This window comes from Planctopirus limnophila DSM 3776, assembly GCF_000092105.1.
Lineage (GTDB): Bacteria > Planctomycetota > Planctomycetia > Planctomycetales > Planctomycetaceae > Planctopirus > Planctopirus limnophila.
This window is the reverse complement of record NC_014148.1, coordinates 2,671,343-2,691,205: the sequence shown is the minus strand read 5'-3', so window position 1 is coordinate 2,691,205 and position 19,863 is coordinate 2,671,343. Positions and strand designations below refer to the sequence as shown.

At 54.6% G+C, this 19,863-nt stretch carries 13 protein-coding genes; 5 read left to right on the top strand and 8 right to left on the bottom strand.

Translation table 11 applies throughout. The annotated features are described in order from the left end of the window. Positions 1-39 precede the first annotated feature (39 nt). Complete coding sequence (locus tag PLIM_RS10700) at positions 40-2,160, top strand: FAD-dependent oxidoreductase (RefSeq protein WP_013110332.1); 2,121 nt, start codon at positions 40-42, stop codon at positions 2,158-2,160. A 268-nt stretch (positions 2,161-2,428) separates the two neighbouring features. On the opposite strand, the gene PLIM_RS10695 is transcribed toward PLIM_RS10700, so the two are convergent. Continuing rightward, on the bottom strand, positions 2,429-3,124 hold the full coding sequence (locus PLIM_RS10695; RefSeq protein ID WP_013110331.1) for a DedA family protein: 696 nt from the start codon (positions 3,122-3,124) through the stop codon (positions 2,429-2,431). 56 nt (positions 3,125-3,180) lie between these two features. Further along, positions 3,181-4,461, bottom strand: a complete 1,281-nt coding sequence (locus tag PLIM_RS10690; RefSeq protein WP_013110330.1) for an adenylosuccinate synthase — start codon at positions 4,459-4,461, stop codon at positions 3,181-3,183. A gap of 600 nt (positions 4,462-5,061) precedes the next feature. Here PLIM_RS10690 and cimA point away from each other — a divergent pair. The 4 genes from cimA to PLIM_RS10675 all read left to right on the top strand — a co-directional run bounded on the left by cimA (position 5,062) and on the right by PLIM_RS10675 (position 11,373). Next, positions 5,062-6,630 (top strand): citramalate synthase, encoded by a 1,569-nt coding sequence (cimA, locus tag PLIM_RS10685; protein WP_013110328.1) that lies wholly within the window; start codon positions 5,062-5,064, stop codon positions 6,628-6,630. 74 nt (positions 6,631-6,704) lie between these two features. Next, positions 6,705-9,701 carry a valine--tRNA ligase gene (locus PLIM_RS10680; RefSeq protein ID WP_013110327.1) on the top strand — a complete coding sequence of 999 codons (2,997 nt, stop codon included), beginning with the start codon at positions 6,705-6,707 and terminating at the stop codon, positions 9,699-9,701. 33 nt (positions 9,702-9,734) lie between these two features. Further along, complete coding sequence (locus tag PLIM_RS24150; RefSeq protein WP_148227073.1) at positions 9,735-9,944, top strand: hypothetical protein; 210 nt, start codon at positions 9,735-9,737, stop codon at positions 9,942-9,944. A gap of 313 nt (positions 9,945-10,257) precedes the next feature. Continuing rightward, complete coding sequence (locus PLIM_RS10675; protein WP_013110325.1) at positions 10,258-11,373, top strand: twin-arginine translocation signal domain-containing protein; 1,116 nt, start codon at positions 10,258-10,260, stop codon at positions 11,371-11,373. A gap of 50 nt (positions 11,374-11,423) precedes the next feature. On the opposite strand, the gene PLIM_RS10670 is transcribed toward PLIM_RS10675, so the two are convergent. From PLIM_RS10670 to PLIM_RS10640, 6 genes are all read right to left on the bottom strand, one after another. Next, entirely contained in the window at positions 11,424-12,590 is a 1,167-nt protein-coding gene (locus tag PLIM_RS10670) for an MlaD family protein (RefSeq protein ID WP_013110324.1), read from the bottom strand. Between the two features lie 90 nt (positions 12,591-12,680). Beyond that, on the bottom strand, positions 12,681-13,502 hold the full coding sequence (locus PLIM_RS10665; RefSeq protein WP_013110323.1) for an ABC transporter ATP-binding protein: 822 nt from the start codon (positions 13,500-13,502) through the stop codon (positions 12,681-12,683). Positions 13,503-13,532: 30 nt separating this feature from the next. Further along, positions 13,533-14,381, bottom strand: a complete 849-nt coding sequence (locus tag PLIM_RS10660; protein ID WP_052301561.1) for an MlaE family ABC transporter permease — start codon at positions 14,379-14,381, stop codon at positions 13,533-13,535. Positions 14,382-14,554: 173 nt separating this feature from the next. Next, a complete protein-coding gene (locus PLIM_RS10655; protein WP_013110321.1) occupies positions 14,555-17,107 on the bottom strand; it encodes a DNA translocase FtsK in 2,553 nt (850 codons plus the stop codon). A gap of 390 nt (positions 17,108-17,497) precedes the next feature. Then, complete coding sequence (locus PLIM_RS10645; RefSeq protein WP_041403497.1) at positions 17,498-18,127, bottom strand: phosphopantothenoylcysteine decarboxylase domain-containing protein; 630 nt, start codon at positions 18,125-18,127, stop codon at positions 17,498-17,500. 74 nt (positions 18,128-18,201) lie between these two features. After that, positions 18,202-19,761 carry a hypothetical protein gene (locus PLIM_RS10640; RefSeq protein ID WP_148227071.1) on the bottom strand — a complete coding sequence of 520 codons (1,560 nt, stop codon included), beginning with the start codon at positions 19,759-19,761 and terminating at the stop codon, positions 18,202-18,204. Positions 19,762-19,863: the final 102 nt, after the last annotated feature.

The window sequence follows — 19,863 nt, the reverse complement described above, 5'->3', positions numbered from 1 at the left end:
TGAGGTTCATTCAGTAACCGCATTCCAGAGGTACTCCCTATGATTTTGCCGCACCGTTTTCGCTTTCCAGTCATTTGGGCATTTACGCTCAGTGTGATCACTCTTCCGTTGGCCAATTCAGTGAGAGGTCAGGTCTCGCCAGGTATAGCCAAAACGTATGACATCGTGGTTTATGGTGGGACTTCGGGCGGGATTGCCGCTGCGATTCAGTCGGCCCGATTGGGAAAATCGGTTGTCGTCATTGAGCCATCGAATCATCTGGGAGGATTAACGACGGGTGGACTCGGTGCTACTGATATTGGAAATAAAGCGGCCATTGGTGGACTCTCGCGTGAGTTCTATCAGCGAGTCGGAAAGTGGTATGCCGACCCCAAAAACTGGGTGCACGAAAGCGCGTCTAAATACAATGAGCGGCGTAAATCGAGTGGTGAGAATGAAATGTGGACCTTCGAACCACATGTCGCGACGAAGGTTTATAAAGACTGGCTGGCTGAATACCCCACGATTCAAGTCGTGATGAATGAGCGGCTCGATCTCAAGAACGGTGTGAAGAAAAATCCCGCAACCAAAGCCATTGAATCGATCAGCATGGAATCGGGGAAGGTATACGCGGGTAAGGTGTTCATCGACGCCACCTATGAAGGCGACCTGATGGCCAAAGCTGGCGTGCCTTATCATGTGGGGCGTGAGGGCGAAAAAGTTTACGGCGAGACACTGAACGGGATTCGCGTGGAAAAATCGACTCACCATCAGTTCACACACAAGGTTGATCCTTATGTGATTCCGGGCAAGCCAGAGAGTGGGCTGATTCCTCTGATTCAGGCCGGCGGCCCTGGAGAAGAAGGTGCTGGTGATCATCGCGTGCAGGCTTACAACTATCGCATGTGTACGACCGATGTGGCGGAGAATCGCCGTGCCTGGCCAAAGCCCGAAGGTTATGACGAAAAAACGTATGAGCTGGTGCTCAGAAACTGTGAGGCGGGTGATCATCGCAAGTCGTGGAATCCTGTCTGGATGCCCAATCGTAAGACCGACACGAATAACAATTTCGCAGTTTCGACAGATTACATTGGGGCAAACTACGAGTATCCCGATGCCGACTATGCCAAACGGCAGGCCATCATCGATGATCACAAGCGATACCAGCAGGGTCTGATGTGGACGCTGGCGAATCATCCCCGCGTACCGCAGGAGATTCGCGATCATTTCCAGAAGTTAGGGCTGGCCAAAGACGAGTTTGTGGAGACCGATAACTGGCCGCCGCAGCTGTATGTGCGTGAGGCTCGTCGCATGATCTCGGACTATGTGATGACTCAGCACAATTGCCAGCGTAAAGTCACAGCCGAAGATTCCGTCGGAATGGGTGCCTATAATATGGATTCGCACAACTGCCAGCGGTATGTGACCAAAGAAGGCTACGTGCGGAACGAAGGCGATATTCAGGTGGGTGTCCCCCCCTACCCCATTTCCTACAAGAGCATTCGCCCGGCGAAAGAGCACGTCACCAATCTGCTGGTGCCGGTCTGCTTGTCGGCCTCGCACATCTCTTATGGTTCGATTCGCATGGAGCCTGTCTTTATGGTGCTCGGGCAGTCGGCAGCGACAGCAGCCAGCTTTGCCATCGATGGCAAAACCACCGTTCAAGATGTGGATTATGCGAAATTGCGGGAGAAGCTGCTGGAAGACAAGCAGGTGCTGGAATGGCAAGGTTCTCGCGGTGGAGCAGCGGGGATTGTGCCAAGTTCATTGCCTGGGGTTGTCGTCGATGACGCGTTGGCAAGAACCAAGGGCGAATGGACAGCCAGTGGTTCGATCAGCGGATTTGTCGGCAGTGGATATCAGACCGATGGAAACGAGCAGAAGGGGGAGAAATCGGCTCTTTTCGAACTGAAGATTCCCAAGACAGGGAGTTATGACATTCGTATGAGTTGGACGCCGAATGCCAACCGCGCGAGTAATGTCCCAGTGGTGGTTGAAGCAGGGACGTTACGAACCGAGACCAGAGTCAATCAGCGAAATGCTGCCGGGAAAGATGGCTTTCATACTCTGGGCCGCATGACGTTAAATGCGGGGCAGACGGTGAATGTCGTCATCTCGAATGACAAGACCGATGGCCACGTCATTATCGACGCAGTGCAGGCACTTCTTGCTCAAGACTAAGGACATTTGTTCGGGTCAGGCGAACGCGTTGAACGAATACTGATGTTTCAACAAAAAGATCCCGGTCAGAATTTTCTGATCGGGATCTTGGCTTGAATGCAGCGAATGAAACTGATTTCAGACGGGTTCCAGTATTCAACTGCGCTCCTTGGTCTGGGGTGGCTGGGGTTGAGCGTCTTCGCGAACCCCCAGTTCGTGCCAAAAATCGCTGGGGGTTCGAAGACTCAACCCCAGCCACCCGCCGCGCAGTTATTTATTGGAATCCGTATTAGACGGGTTCTTCGGGAGAAGATGTGGTCTCGGGTGCTGGTGCTGCTACTGCTTTTCGCCCACGGAGATAACCGGCAGCCAGTTCCCAGGCAATGGGCAGGACAGAGACAATAACAATGCCGAGAACGACCAGCGAAAAATTGTCCTTGACGAATGGCAGGCCGCCAAAGAGATAACCGGCGATCAGACAGGTGGAAACCCAGAGAATACCACCTGCAATGTTGTAAACAGAAAAGACGCGATAGGGCATTTTGCCCATGCCCGCGACAAATGGTGCCACCGTGCGGACAATCGGGACAAACCGCGCGATGACAATCGTTTTGCTGCCGTACTTCTGAAAGAATTCTTCCGTCTTCGTGAGATGTTCGGGTTTGACCAGCCGAAATCTTTTTGCGCTCAGTAAGCGTTCTCCAAACCAGCGGCCGACCAGGTAGTTCACGGCATCGCCTGCAATGGCCGCAATCGTCAACAATATCCACAGGGCCGGCAATGAGAGCGAACTGGCTCCCGCCAAGGCCCCTGCTGCAAACAACAGAGAATCCCCCGGCAGAAACGGCATGAAGATCAAGCCCGTCTCAGCGAAGACGATTGCGAAAAGAATCGCGTAGGTCCAGGTGCCGTAGTTTTCGATGAACCCCTGGAGATACTTATCAAAGTGCAGGACGAATTCGACGATCTGCTTGAGAGAGTCCATTCAAGAGCATCCTGCCTGCGCAAAGAGAAGTTTCAACCTAAAGGAATAGACCAGGATCAGCCAAGAATCGTTTGGGCACGATCCGGGCCGACAGACACGATTTTGACCTGCTTCCCCATCAATTCACCCACGGTATCGATGTACTTCCGCGCCCCAGTCGGGAGATCACCCAGACGGGTGATGTGGCTGATCTCTGTCTTCCAGCCTGGAATGGTGCGGTAGACAGGCTTCGCTGCTGCTAAATCTTCAACGTGAGCCGGGAAATCGGTCGTTCGCTCGCCGTGGATCTCATAGGCTTCGCAGATTTTGAGTTCATCGAGCTGACTGAGGACATCCAGCAGCATGAGGGAAATGCAATCGACGCCGCAGATTTTGGCTCCATGCCCTGCTGCGACGGCGTCAAACCAGCCGCAACGTCTGGGTCGGCCCGTGACCGTGCCATACTCCCGACCCACATCACGAATATGCTGGCCGATCTCATTGTTGAGTTCTGTCGGGAATGGGCCGCCACCAACTCGAGTGGTGTAAGCCTTGACCACTCCAATCATCTGTTCAATCAGACGTTCGGGCACACCACTACCGGGATGAATCCCGGCGGCTGAACTGTTGGATGACGTTACGAATGGGTAGGTGCCGTGATCGACGTCGAGCAGGCTCCCTTGGGCACCTTCAAAAAGGATATTCTTCCCGGCCCCAATGGCTTTGTGAAGCCAGGCGACGGTGTCTGTCACAAACGGCCGCAAAGTCTCGGCATACTGTTGGGTGAGAGTGAAGATTTCGTCAGAAGAGAACGGTTTGAATTCCGGGTCCAGTGCCGAAAGCACGTGATTTTTGGAATCGACAATGCCGGATAATCGCTGCTTCAGACTTTCGGGATGATAAAGATCGCCCACACGCACTGCCTGGCTGCGACCCGCCTTATCGCGATAGCAGTAGCCAATGCCTCTCCCTGTGGTGCCGATGGCATCCTTCTTCTGTGATCGCTCAGCAGCGAGATCTTCAGCTACGTGGTAGGGCAGAATCACATGGGCTCGATCAGAAAGGAGCAGATTCCCTTCGACCTTCACGCCTTGCGAGCGGAGAGTACCGATTTCCTTCAACAATGCTTCCGGGTTCACGACCACGCCGTTGCCAATCACAGCCGTCACACCGGGGCGAAGAATCCCTGTGGGGAGCAAAGAGAGCTTGTAGGTCTGCCCATCGAATTTGACGGTATGGCCCGCGTTATTGCCTCCTTGATAGCGAACGACGATTTCGTGTTCGTCCGTCAGGAGATCAACGATTTTCCCTTTGGCTTCATCGCCCCATTGCAGACCGACAACTGACGTAATTGCCACGAAACCACTCACTCATAAAGCTAATTTGGAAACGGCAGATTTGGGCTGATCCAGCCCCCAGTTCTCAGGCGATCGAAAATCTATTGTGGACTGTCAAGAACACAGACCACGTTTGGCTCTCAGTTCACCCCAAAGAAATCAGCGACAGTTTAGCTGTTACGACATGAACTCGCATCCGACTTTGAAACAGACTCCGGAAAATGAGCGACTGAAGAAAGGCAGATCTTTTGTAAAATCCATTACTTCTGACAAACTTCGCGTCGAAAACGTGGGCTGGAAACCCCATGAACCCCGCGAGGGTTTGACGTGTCTGCCTTCACTGGGTAATCTTCAATGACGTCAAGAAAACGGAAAAAGCATGTCGCTCACATTTGTATACACAGTATCGATTATTGGAATTACGACTTCCGGGGGCTAATGCAACCCAGGCCGTAATGATTCTGCCTGTTTGTGCCCCCGGTTATGCCGGGGGTTATTTTTTGTATGGCATCCGCTTCAGCTCTTCTTCAACAAGGCTGCAGGAGGTGCCCAAGTTCCGAGGCCGGGCTGAGATTAATGAAGTGTTTCATTGAGACAGCCACGGAAAGGGTTTGAGTAGAAATGGCTCGCATCCAGCTTTACGACACCACCTTGCGCGATGGTAGCCAGGGTGAAGGCGTTAACTTTTCGCTGCAGGATAAACTCCTGATTACTCAGAAGCTGGATGAAATTGGTCTCGACATTATTGAAGGAGGTTATCCTCTTTCGAATCCCAAAGATGCGGAATATTTTCAACGTGTGCGGGATCTGCCGCTCAAGCACGCCAAAATTTCCGCCTTCGGCATGACCCGACGCAAGGGCGTGACTGCCGATCAGGATACAGGCATGCTGGCACTGCGAGATGCCAGAACGCCCTGCTGTACCGTCGTGGGAAAGACGTGGGATCTGCATGTCTTTGAAGTTCTGCGTGTCGATGAAGCTGAAAACCTGGCGATGATCCGCGACTCGGTGGCATTTCTCGCAGCCGAAGGCCGGCACGTCATTTATGATGCAGAGCATTTCTTCGATGGATTCAAGGCCAATCCTGAGTTCGCATTGAAGACCTTACGGGCCGCAGCCGATTCCGGGGCAGCTCTGCTCTGCCTGTGTGATACCAACGGGGGGACGATGCCCGAAGAAATCGCGGCGGCGGTGAATGCTGTGCGCAAAGAACTCTCCACTCCCCTGGGAATTCACTGCCACAACGATTGTGAACTGGCCGTTGCCAACTCGCTGATCGCGGTCGATTGCGGAGCGATTCAGGTTCAAGGGACGATCAACGGCATTGGCGAGCGGTGCGGCAATGTGGATCTTGTGAGCGTGGCAGCCAATCTGGCACTCAAGAAACATCACGAGGTGCTCAAGCCCAATGGGATTGTCCATCTGACAGAGCTTTCTCGCTATGTTTACGAAATTGCCAACCTGCAACTTCGGCCAGGACAACCCTTTGTCGGTAGCAGTGCTTTTGCCCACAAGGGAGGGATGCACGTCCACGCTGTCAATCGCCTGGCTCGCAGCTATGAACACATCCCACCGGAGACTGTGGGTAACGAACGCAAGGTGCTGGTGAGTGAGCTTTCGGGCCGCAGCAACATCATCGCCAAAACAACGAAGTACCGCATTGCCGAGGATGACCAACTGATGCGGAACATCCTCGAACGCGTGCAGGATCTGGAGAACATCGGCTATCAGTTCGAAGCGGCCGAAGGATCCTTCGATTTGCTGGTGCGTAAAGAAGCGGGCCTGTACACGCCCAAGTTCCAGCGGCTGCATTATCGCGTGGGGGTCGTGACCGAAGAAGCACAGGTTCCAGTGACTGAAGCGACCGTCAAGCTGCGAGTCGGCGATGAAGTCGAGCACGTCGTGGCAGAAGGTGATGGCCCGATCAATGCTCTCGATACGGCCGTTCGACGTGCGCTTCTGCGTTTTTATCCGGCGCTCGAACAGATGCATCTGGTGGATTACAAAGTTCGCGTCATCAACTCGGCGGAAGGAACCGCGGCACGTGTGCGTGTGGTGATCGAAAGTCGAGATGATCACGATACCTGGAGCACTGTCGGCGTGAGTGAGAATGTGATTGAAGCGAGTTGGCTGGCACTGGTAGACAGTGTCGAATACAAGCTTTTCAAAGACGAGGGCCTGCCGGAGTAGTGGCCCTGCTCGACCTTAAATTCACTGAGATTCATCCCGCCCGGCAGTGCTGCGGCTTCACGAGAGTTTCCCTGATGACGACCGAAATTCCCAAGTCTTACGAGCCGCAATCGATTGAGTCGCATTGGATTTCTTTCTGGGAATCCCACGGCTACTACAATGCTGATCCCAGCGAGACCAAACCGCCGCATGTGATCATGATCCCCCTGCCGAACGTGACTGGGGCGCTACACATGGGGCATGCCCTTAACGGGACGTTGCAGGATCTCATCACCCGCTGGCGGCGGATGCAGGGGTATTCGGCACTCTGGATGCCGGGAACCGATCATGCGGGGATCGCTACTCAGTCGATGGTCGAGAAGCGGATGCTCGAGGAGGAAGGGCTCACTCGTCACGATGTGGGCCGCGAGGCACTCATCGAGCGCATCTGGAAATGGAAGGATCACTACGAGGCCCGCATTCTCGGCCAGCTCAAGCGGCTGGGGGCGAGCTGCGACTGGCGACGGACGCGCTTCACGCTCGACGAGGTCTGCTCGCAGGCCGTGCGGCGAACGTTCTTCAAGATGTTCCGCGACGGCCTCATCTATCGTGGCCAGCGGCTCGTCAACTGGGATGCCTTTTTGCAGACCGCTGTCGCCGACGACGAAGTCTATACCGAAGACATCGACGGGCAGTTCTGGACGTTCAACTACCCCGTGGTTGACGATCAGGGGGAACCAACCGGCCAGCGAATTTCATTCTCGACGACACGTCCGGAAACGATGCTGGGCGATACGGCACTCTGCGTCCATCCCACTGATGAACGCTATACGGCGCTGGTGGGGAAGCACGTCCGGCTGCCGCTCGTCGGCAGGCTTGTGCCGATCATTGCCGATGGACTGCTGGCTGATAAAGAGTTGGGGACGGGCTGTGTGAAGGTGACTCCCGCGCATGATCCCAACGATTACGCCTGCGGTCTGCGCAACAAGCTTCCGATGATCAACATCCTGCGGCCCGATGGCACCATCAATGAAGAAGGTGGCGAGTTCGCCGGGCTGGATCGTCTCGAAGCGCGCAAGGCCGTGGTTGCCAAGATGGAATCTCTGGGATTCTTTGAGAAGGTCGAAGACCGCAAGATTCCCATGAAGTTCAGTGATCGGTCGAAGACGCCCGTTGAGCCGCTGATGTCCGATCAGTGGTTCGTGAAGATGGACGACCTCGCCCAGAAGGCGATCGACGCCGTGACCGATGGCCGCGTGAAATTTTTCCCCGAACGGTACCAATCGAGCTATCTCGACTGGCTTGGAGAGAAGCGCGACTGGTGCATCAGCCGCCAGTTGTGGTGGGGGCACCGGATTCCCGTGTGGAGTAAGCAGTTCGCTAGCGCGGAGGAAGCCGAGTCGTATCTTGCGACTCTTCCCGACAGTTCGGCGGCTGGTGTTCTTTCCGCCAGCGATCCCGCGAGCGTGCTGATTTGCGTGGACGCTTCGGCAGCCGATGGAGAACAGACCCAGAATCAACTCGAAGCAGACGGATTTGAACAGGATCCCGATGTCCTCGACACCTGGTTCAGCAGTGCACTTTGGCCGCATGCGACGCTGGGTTGGCCGAATGAAACGTCGAATCCACCACTCAATGGCCAGCCAGATACAAGCGGCGACGGGAAGAATACGGTCCTCCCCTACTACTATCCGGGCAGTGTGCTGATCACCTCGCGGGATATCATCACGCTCTGGGTCGCGCGAATGGTGCTAGCAGGTCTCTACAACCTGAATGACATCCCCTTCAAACATGTGCATATCCATCCCAAAATTCAGGACGGATTTGGGCAAGGCATGTCCAAGACCAAAGGGAACGGTGTTGATCCGCTGGAACTGGTCGATCGTTACGGCTGCGACGGAACTCGCTTCACGATCGCCTCGTTTGCGGGTGAAACGCAGGACGTGCGCTTGCCGGTCAGCTACGAATGCCCCCATTGCCAGAACCTGATTCCCCAGGAGCAGAAGCACCTGAAGTTTTCGCCCGGAAAGCCGAAGATCAAGTGCCCCAAGTGCAAGAAGGAATCGCAGTACGCCTGCCCCTGGTACACACCGGATGAGGGCGAACTGGTGGCGGGGATTGTTATCGAACGCTTCGAGTTTGGCCGCAATTTCTGCAACAAACTCTGGAACGCCGCCCGTTTCGCCATGCTGAATCTGGAGGGCTACACACCTGCTGCTGTGGCCAAGAGTGAACTGGCGATTGAAGACCAGTGGATCGTCAGTCGCCTGGCGACGGTGACGAACGAAGTGACCTCCCTGCTGGGTGTCTACAAGTTCGATGCGGCAACGCGCGCCCTGCGGGATTTCGTCTGGAACGAGTTCTGCGACTGGTACCTCGAACTGATCAAGTCGCGGTTGCGTGACGAGACGACCAAGCCGGTCGCGCAGCGGGTGCTCGTGCATGTTCTCGATCAGATCCTGCGGTTGTTGCACCCGTTCACGCCGTTCATCACGGAAGAACTGTGGCATCGCCTCGCCGAGATCGCCCCTTCACGCGGCTTGCCTGAACCCCAGCCGGCGGAAGCCGCCTGCATTATCGCGGCCTGGCCCGTAGTGAACGACGCCGACATCTCCCCTCCCCTCGAACAGCGGTTCACCCGGTTGCAGGAGACAATCGGTGCGATTCGGAATATTCGCGCGACCTATGGCATCAGCCTCGGCCAATCGATTGCGGTTCATCTGAAGTGCCGTGCTGAAGCTGCCGCTGACTTTGAGGCCTTACGAGTCCAGATCCAGAATCTGGCCAAAGCGGAGATTGCGGCGACTGGCCCCGAGGTGCAGCGTCCCCCTGCTTCTGCGAGTTTTGCACTCGTGGGAGCCGAGGGCTTCGTGCCGCTGGAAGGCCTGATTGATAAGGCGGCAGAACTGGCCAAGCAGAAGAAAGAGGCCGAGAAGCTGCGCGGCTTCATCGCTTCGACCGAAAAGAAGCTGGGGAACGCCAGCTTCGTCGACAAGGCCCCACCGGAAGTGGTGGCCGAAGTTCGCCAGACGTTGGCGAATCAGAAGAGTCAACTGGCAAGTATTGAAGAGATTATCCGTCAGTTGCAGTGAGTTGTTTGTTGGTTGCGAGTGGATGGTTGTTGGTTGGAAGTGGCGAACACGGGTGGGTTGATTGCCAGCCGTATTGCCAACCATCCACCATCAACCCACGACCAACTACTTCCCCTACCTCCCCGGCAGGAAGCTAGGTCTCGTGGCCTTCTGCGCGGGATTCGTCCCATTCTCGCCGCTTTGCTCGATGAGTTCGGCAGGCGTGGCTGGGGTCAAACGTCCTCGTTTGCCCCCAGGTCATAGGGCGTTGATGTTCATGGCAATCATCATGGGAAGGAACGTGACAGGTGCAATCGTGCTTGCGAACATTGATGACCAGGGGGCGGATGCAGACATCCGACCCCTGCCACCCGGTCGATAACCATCCCCTTCCGCTGTGTTTTGTTTTTTGGGGCATCCAGGGTCATGGCACGCATGGCACGAAAAGTTGAGAATTCTAATTGGAAAATGGTGCATTCCGTAAGAACTCCATGGCACCCTACCTCGGTAATCCACTACGCTACGTGTCTGATTTTCATCTCAACCAACAGACTATTTTCAGCTTGATGAGGGTTGCATGGCCTTGCCTATTTCTCGACGCGATGCATTGAAGACCGCCTGTGTGGCCACTGCCGGTTTGATTTCAGGGGCTCCGTTCGTGCATGCTCAAAGTAAAGCGGATTCTCAGCCGCTGACCACTGGGCAAGGCGATTATCAGTACGCAGTGATTCACAACTGGGCTCAACTTCCCAGCGAGTTTACGTGGCAGACAACTCAGGCCGTGGTGGTGGATAAGAATGGCTTTGTCTATCTGAATCACACGGGTGACTTCAACAAGAAGAATCACCCGAATGTCTTCGTCTTCGATCAGGACGGAAAGTACGTCCGCTCCTTCGGCCAATACTTTCAGGGCGGCGCTCACGGGCTGGAACTTCGTGAAGAGAATGGTGAGGAGTTTCTTTACTTCTCGAATCCCGACCCGGTGCAGTCGATTGCTAAGACCAACCTCAAGGGGGAACTGATCTGGGAACGGTTTGCACCCATGGAATCGGGCATTTATCCCGAGGGTGAGAACACCTTGCCACAGCGTGTTCGTTCTGGTGAAGTTCCTCGCAAAGGAGTGGGTGGACCCAATCGCTATAAGCCGACGAACATTGCCTTTTTGAAGGATGGCGATCTGCTGGTGGCCGATGGATATGGTTCCAATTACATCCATCGCTATACAAAAGACGGCGAGTACAAATTGAGCTTTGCTGGTGCCGGCCCCAGTCCGGGAAAGTTCAGCACCAACCATGGTCTGGCCTTGGAAGCACGACCCGGGAAAGAAGAAATTCTCTATGTGACTGACCGCAGTCGCAACACGATTCAATGCCTGACGCCTGAGGGCAAATTTGTTTCACTCATCGACGGTTTTCAGAAGCCCTGCCACGTCGATTTCTACAAGGATCTGATGCTGGTGCCAGAGCTTCAGGGTCGTGTGACGCTCCTGGATGGCAACAACAAGGTTCTGGCTTATCTGTGCGATGACCATCAGAACGTCAATGCCGGTAAGGTGAATCGAGGTGACGCCAAGCAGTGGGCACCCGGCAAATTTGTCCATCCGCACGATGCCACTTTTGACCATAATGGCAACATTATTGTCAGTGAATGGGTCACAACGGGACGGATTACCTTACTCAAGAAATTGAGTTAATTCCGTCTGTCACAGCTCTCGATGCTGCGGCTTTCGATGATCGTCGCGGCTTATCTTCCCGGCAGGAAACTCGGTCGTACCGATTTCTGCTGGGTTTTGGGGGCTGTTCCGCCACTTTGCTCGATCAGTTCGGTATCGCGCAGGCCGTTGCTGGGTTGAATGGCTCCACCAACGCCGAGAATCTCGGGGCGGCGAGCGACTTTATCACTGAACTCCCGCATGTCCTGAACGATCGGTTCAATGCCGCGCAGGAGGACTGTCACCAGTTGGGCCGAACGGTTCAGGTTGTCGTAGAGCTGGGGATCAGCCGCCAGTTTCTGCAGTGTGCCATCCTGAGTATTCAGGGTCCGGACAAACCGACTGGCATCGGCCAGAAGACGATCCAGATTGGCCAGGCTGGTGTCGAGCCGGACAATCATATCGTTCCCTTTTTTGGCCAGTGGATCGGTGACCGATTCGAGGTTTTTCAGATTCTGCTGCATGCTTTCGAGCGTCGTGCGGGCTACGACAATGGTCTCTCGAGTATCATTAACCAGACGAGGGAGTGATTGAGCGGTCTGCTGGAGTGCTGCTTGAGTTTTGGGATCACCAACAATGCGATTGGCCTGCTGGATTAACTCAGTGGCGGATTTCATGGCCAGTGAAAGTTGATCCAACGAGTCGGCGGCCCGCTCGATGACCTGATCGATGTTCCCGCGTTTGGTTTCGAGAAGATTGTTGACGTTATGGGCGAGTGTGCCCCATTCCTTGCTCGTGGCGGCAAAGGAATCCATCGTGGCGGTGGTCTTGGCCTCAAGTCGAGCGACCAAAGCCATGGGATCACCAGCAGCTTGACCACTGATCACTGCGCCATGTTTGAGTGGTTCTTCCGACAGGCCAGGAATGATTTCCAGATGCCCCTCGCCCAAAAGGCTCACGGCCACCTGGGCAGTGGAATCAATCGGAAGTTTGTGCTTGGCGTCGATTTCGGCAATGACAATCACGCCTCGACGTTTGTTATCCAGGCGGACATCGCGAACATTTCCAATCGTCAGTCCGTAAAGTCGGACGGGTGCACTGGGATAAATCCCCCCGGCCGATTCAAACTGGATGGCGATACTGAAATCTTCATCCCAATAGGAATCCAGTTTTCCCGCGCGAACGAGCAGACCGACACCGATGGCCATGGCCACCAGCACCATCATTCCAACGCGAAACTGCAACTGACGCTCAGACACAACGAGTCTCCCATGACAGACGACTGTCTCGTGTCTGATGTAATGAAAGTTGCAGAATCTGCCGAGAGCAGTTCTGCCGGATTGATGGTTTCAGGCAGCAAAGAGTTCCTGCAGACGTTTCCCGGAGATTCCGTGAACAAAGTCGTGCACACGTTCGTCGGGATGATTAAAGGCCTGGTCGGCTGTCCCTTCAAAAATGATCTGCGATTCGTTCTGAGGGAGTCTTGCCAGAGGAAAGAGCATTACCACTCGAGTGGCTACCCGCTTCACGGTCGTCATGTCGTGGGTCACGACAATGCTGGTGACGGGGCGGGCACTGCGAGCCTGAAGAATCAGCTCGTTGATGACGTCACTCATGATCGGGTCGAGGCCCGTCGTTGGTTCATCGTAGATGATAATTTCAGGAGACATCGCCAAGGCTCTCGCAAGTGCAGCCCGCTTACGCATACCACCAGAAAGCTCGGAGGGAAACTTTTGAGCCGCACTGGCTGGCAGACCAACTTCCCGCAACCTGGTGAAGGCAATTTCCCGCATGTCGGCTTCCGACATTTTCCGGTTCTCGCGTAATCCGAAGACCACGTTCTCATAGACCGAGAGACTGTCGAACATGGCGCCGCCTTGAAACAGGTAACCCAGTTTCAAGCGATCCCGACGCATCTGTTCAGCGGACATCTGCGAGACTGGCTGACTATTCCAAAAGACTTCGCCAGAACTTGGTTCGAGCAGGTTCGCCAGCAATTTGGTCGTGACGCTCTTACCACAACCACTTTCGCCAATCAGCACGAGTGTTTCACCACGATAGACATTCAGACTGATGTCGCGCAGCACCTGCATGGCACCAAAACCACGCGAACAGCCACGCAGTTCGATGATTGGCGCAGATTCTTCAGGTGGAGTGAAGGTCTCAGTCATTGTTGGTGGCGAAGTGGAGTCTCTAAAGGTCTAAAGCAGAGGCGATCGCAGGGATGGCAACAGATGTTGTAGCTGAATAAAGAACACGCCGAGTAAGAAATCCATGGCGAGTACCAGAATGAACGAGCAGACAAAGGCCTCAGTGGCTGCCCGCCCGACACCTTCCGCTCCACTCGAACAATGAAATCCTCGATGGCAGGCCACCAGTGCAATGGCACCGCCGAAGAAGATGCTTTTGATGACCCCGGAGATGATATCCAGTGATGTGATGTACGAATCGGAATAGAACCAGTAGAGATGGCTGCTGATCCCTAAAACCTGCACGGAAAGATACCAGCCAGAAAGCATCCCGATCCCGTCGGCGAGAAGTGTCAATGCCGGGATGAGCAGCACACAGGCGAGAAAGCGAGGGCACACCAGGAACATGACCGGATTGGCACCCAGTGCCTGAAGGGCATCGATCTGCTCAGTGACTTTCATCGTGCCGATCTCGGCAGCCATTGCACTGCCGACTCGTCCAGCAAGCATTGTGGCCGCGAGTACCGGCCCGAGCTCTTTGACAAGCGAGACATTGACGACCGATCCCAGTCGCGATTGTAAGCCGATGGCCGCGAGTTGATCGAACGATTGCACCGCCAGCACCATGCCAATAAAACCTCCTGTGATGAGGATCACAGGCATGCTGCGGCAACCGATTTCGTAGAAAATGGGCCAAAGGATGGCACTGCGAGAACGGCGTGTCGCTAATCCTAAAGCGACCGTCGATGTGAAAATGGCTGCATCACCGACTGTGCGAACAGAAGTGAGCAGCATCCATCCCAGCCAATGGATAGGCGTCGTTCGATCTGTCGGGGGATTTCCAATGAGGCTACTGGCCAATGTCGTTCATCCATGAATGACGCTGTGACTGGATCGGCAGAAATCGCCACTGATTGTCTGGCAAACCACCAAATTCAGCAATACGGATTTGTCATCCGTTCGATGAAGTGCTTCCGCAAGAGAAATCGACCCATGGAGAAATATGATTTTTGGGGGTCGATTGCCTGTGGAAGTTACTTCATGACGCGACGATCTTCCCATTCTTCCATGGTCATGATCACTTCGCGGGCCTGGCTGCCGTTGTAACCGCCGACGATGCCATCTTCGGCCATGAAATCAATCAGCCTTGCACCGCGACCGTATCCGACGCCTAACGCTCTTTGAAGCAGTGAGACACTACCACGGCCTTCGCGAATGATGACTTCCACAGCCTGATCATAGAGATCGTCACGTTCACCGGCACTGGGGCCGCCCGCTGACGCTTTTCCTTCTTTAGCGGCCACTTTCAGTTTCTGAAGTTCAGGATCGTACTGTGTGGGCATGTCTTCAAAGAACTCGATGACTCCGTTGACTTCTTCATCGCTCACATAGGTGCCTTGAGCACGGGAAAGTGTGCTGGTGCCCGGAGCCATATAGAGCATATCCCCGTTGCCCAACAGCTTGTCGGCACCATTTTCATCGAGCACCACTCGGCTATCCATGCGACTGGCGACCTGGAACGAAATGCGTGCCGGCAGGTTGGATTTGATCAGACCGGTGATCACATCGACAGTCGGCTTCTGCGTGGCAAGAACCAGATGAATACCAACAGCTCTCGACTTTTGTGCCAGTCGAATAATGTGCCCTTCGACATCCTTACCGGAGGTCATCATCATGTCGGCCATTTCATCGGCGATAATCACGATGTAAGGCATAGATTCAGGGATCGACTGCGCTTCTTCGGAATCGGGATCGATTTCGAGACGATCCAGAACATTCGCTTTTCCGAGCTTGTTGTAATTGTCGAGATGTCGTACCCCAACGCGTGCCAGGAGGTCGTAGCGCTCTTCCATCTTTTCGACGGCCCAGCCTAACACGGCCTCCGCTTTTTTCATGTCGGTGATGACGGGATGCATGAGGTGCGGAATACGGTTGTAGGGGCTGAGTTCGACCATTTTGGGGTCGATCATCAGCATGCGAACCTGGTCAGGCCGTCGGGTCATCAGGATTGAAAGAATCAAGGTGTTCAGACAAACGCTTTTTCCAGTCCCTGTTCGCCCCGCAATCAGCAGGTGAGGCATCTTGCACATATCAACGACAAGAGGTTTACCGCCGACATCTTTGCCGAGATAGAGCGGAATCCGTTTATCTTCAAAGTCTTTCGGGGAAGACTGAATCAACTCTTTAAGGCGTACCATAACGCGAATGTCGTTAGGGACTTCGACACCGACAGTGTTTTTGCCAGGGATGGGTGCCACGACGCGTACCGATGGGACACGCAGCGCAATGGCAAGGTCATCTGCAAGGGCTGTCACTTTTGACAAACGCAACCCCGCCTCGAGTTCCAGTTCGAACTGAGTAATCACCGGCCCTGTGTCGATCTCGACGACTTTGACATTCAGGCCAAACTCTTTGAAGGTTTTTTCGAGAGTTGCAGCCGAAATCTGGGCTTTCTGAGCGAGTTGTTCATAGGGGAAGGCTTCACTCTCTTCCAGCAGTGCATGTTCGGGCAAGGCATAGCTGACTTGAGAAGCTGTGATGGCCTGAGGCTGGGTGCGATTGACACTGTAGGTCGGTGGTGTCGTCGTCAACGGACTCTGTGAAGTCGTTGTTGATGGTGTTAACGTGACTGGCGGGTTCACCTTGATCACACGTGCGGATTCAACGGAATTAGCTGGCGACGACGAAGCAGCCGTCGGGTCGTCAAAGGCAGCTAATCCAATCGGATCATCTGAATCGGCAACCTTTTGGAAGATTTCAGAGATCGTGGCGGATGGTGATTCGCTGGCCAGTGCACTCACCTGATGGACGTTTGGAAAAGTATTAAGGTCTGCTGCGGGGTTAGCCGCATCTCGCAAGCGTGCGAGAACGTCCTGCGGGCCGGCACTCACTGCAGATGTTGTCTGCATCGAGGTTGCTAAAGTGTGAGCAGTTGGTTTGGCGGAAGTTGTCTTTGCCTTAAAGAGACGAAGATTCAACCATGCGAAGTTGCTGCTGGCTGGCTTGGCCCCCTTCACTTTCGTTCTACGGAAGAAGAGGCTGGCTGGAATCGTAAACACGGAAAGCGCAATGGATCCCAACACCCCGATGAGGCGGAATTCGTCTGTCAGCAACAGGCTGGCCACCATCATGGAAATGAGCAGCGAAAACGTACCCATCCATGTGAAGTGTTGTGAAAGCAGGTCGGCAAAAATGGTTCCGAGATAGCCCCCTGCACCACTGGCAAGACTGGGCCCGCTCCAGGGGATTGCCAGTTGAATCATGGTGCAAACAGCACACAGCCCCAGCAGATAACCAGGGATATGCGTCTGGGCATCGACAGCACTGCTGTTCGTGAATAGCCGAAGATCGATCACCACGAGCATGAGCAGCAGAATCCATGCTCCGTAGCCGAGGTTGCTCAGTAATTGAAAAGCGATGGTTGCGCCCCAGGTACCGCAAAGATTCTGGGTGACGGCGCGAGCAGGATGCACAAGGTGAGAGGCGGCATCGGCAGGGTCATAGCTGACAAGGCTCAGGCCGAGAAACACGGCGAGCGCCAGCAATCCCAAAGCAATCGTGTCATTTCGCAGGCGAGCGAAGTCCACGGCGATTCCAGCAAAACAGGTGATTGAAAACTGCAATTCGTCAGGCTCGTCATTCGATTCGAGGTTCGGGCCGGATGTCTTTCAACGATCTGGCAGAGACACTCAAACGGAGTCCTACGATGCAAAATTACCACCTGCCGTCAGAAATGCTGCCAGAAGGCCACAGACTCGGGCAGAATCTCGTGTGTACTTTAACGGTTATTCCCAATGAGCCGGTGTTATCGACCCGTGCCATGAACTGCTGCAATCATGACGCTCCTCGCAAAGAACTCGGCGAGGTTTTTTTACTCCTTCTCCCGTTCTGACGGGAGAAGGCTGGGATGAGGGAAGCGCAAACGTATCTGGTGGGCGATCAACGAGCGGCTTCATCGCTGGAAGAGTAGCGATGATTTACTGGCGACTCAGATGGGCCTCAATCCATTCGATCAATCGCGCGGCAATATCTGTTTTGCTGCCTGAGTATTGTGCGATCGCGTTGCCTGATGGGGCAATGAGTTCGACGTCATTGGTATTGGAGCCGATGGCTGTTGGCCCATTGAGGACGATGATGTCGCAGTTTTTCTCTTTGAGTTTGCGCAGGGCGTTCTGGTGGGCAAACTCGGCAGATTCGAGAGCAAATCCCATAATCCAGCGATGAGCCTTGGTCTGACCAAGTTCGGCAAGCACGTCTGCTGTTTCGACAAGTTCCAGTTCTAAAGAAACGCCTGTCTTGGCCAGTTTCCCGGAGAATCGCTCGCGCGGCCGATAATCGCACACTGCAGCCGTCGCAATGACACCATCGCATGCTGGAAACGCTTCACGACATGCACCCAGAAGTTCATCAGTGGTTTCCACATGATGAACCTGGCAGTTTCTGGGAGGAGTAAGGCCCACTGGGCCGGTAACAAGAATCACCTGATGGCCGCAGGCAATGGCCGCCTCAGCCAGTGCGTAACCCATGCGGCCGCTGCTGGCATTGGAAAGGTAACGAACGTCGTCGAGGTATTCGCGCGTGGGGCCGGCCGTAATCAAGATTCGCATAAGAATTCCACTGTGCAGGAGAAGGCTTCGATGAAGCATCTTCGTTCAAACACCGGAATTCAACAACCACGCGATTAATCTCGGGGCATGCCGGGAGCCACATCCACGATGCGTGCCGACGGACGCTTAAGGTCAATCACTACGGGTTGAGTCGATTCGGCCTTGGCAAAGTTCCCTGCCGCATCGCGGGCGACCACTCGGACAAAGACCTGTGACGGCCCATTGGGAGGAAGTTCCCAGCGAAAGCTCCCTGTATCTGGTCGCCAGTCGCTGATCAAATTCCACGGGCCAGCCGGTGATGCGGCACCATAGAGCGAAATGGGTGTTTCCGAAAGGTTGGCATCCTGGACTCGCCAGCGGATTGTCACAAGGTTTTGTTGCATCCCCTGCCCTTGTTCAACAGCCAGCAGCTCTAATGTGGGGGCTGTCTGATCGACTTTGACTTGAATCGAAGGGGCTTCACCATTTCGTGGAGGCTCGGCCGATAAACCCGCCCCACTGTGAACTCGAATCTCAAAGCCATAGATGCCATCTTGTGGAACCTGAACATCGAACGGGCTCTTCAAGTCGGCATCTTCACCATAGCGGTACCACTGCTGGCCATTGTTCTGTGTGATAAAGAGTTCAACAGCACTCATCCCCGAGGGCCCAAGGTCGTCGATCTTGTAAGCCAGCTGAAACTTGCGAGTGGCAACAATGCGGCCTTTGAAGAGTGGGTCTCCAGCACCCATCCCAGCCACTTTGGCATTAGTTGGCTGCGGTGTGACTGTCGGTTGAACCGGAGGTTCATCAAAGTTTTCGGCCCCAGTCGTGTAGGGATTCTTCACGATTTCTGGACGAGATTGCACATCACTGGAGACTGGCCGACCCACCATGCCAGTGGATGGCTGGATCATTGGACCTGTCGATAATGCTCCCGTCATCGAGTTATTGGCGGTCTCCGTGGAGATATCGCGATTCATGCTGGCAATCGGTTGTCGAGTGTCAGGCATGGCTGCTTTTCCAGCACCGTCGCCGCCTCGAACTGTCGATTGAATCGTTCCTCGGCCAAGATTACCGGCTTGATCGAGAACTGAGCCACGAACGGCAACAATTCCTCCCTGCGGGACTGACCAGGTTGTTTGACCGGCAGAGCGTGGAGAGACACTCACTGTTTGCCAACCGGCAACACCCGGTTGAGAGTATTCCAGCTTGAGTGTGGAAGGATCAAGGTTCTGGTCGTGGAGATGCCACGAAAGCTGTACCTTGCCCTGCTGGACTTCCTGTAGTGCGAGATCGACACGAGGTTCACGCGTATCGACGATGACCATCAAGCCGGGCTCAAACACGCGGCCATTGGGCTGAAGCTGGTTATCACCATCCAGAGTTTTGACAGAGAACCAGAATTCGCCGTCTCCGGGAGACTGATACTCGAACTTGCCAATTTCCGGATTAATCGATTGGGCCAGACTCCAGGTCGCCCCCCGATCTGATGAAACATACAGCCTCAGTTCCTGCGCATTCATCCTCTGAAGAGCCGCAGGATCGACCTTAAACGGGATTCGAAAACGGTTCTTGGCCGTTACGATCGGATTCGCGGCGGAGGCAAACGTGGCCAGACCTGCCACCAGGCAGAGACTCAGACACGTTCGCACAAAGCTGCCCATTTTTGGCCTCGCTCAACTCAGGATTACCAAATATCAGCTTGTCGAACCTCGAAAGATCAGCAGCATCAATTGGGTTCAACTGGCATTTCA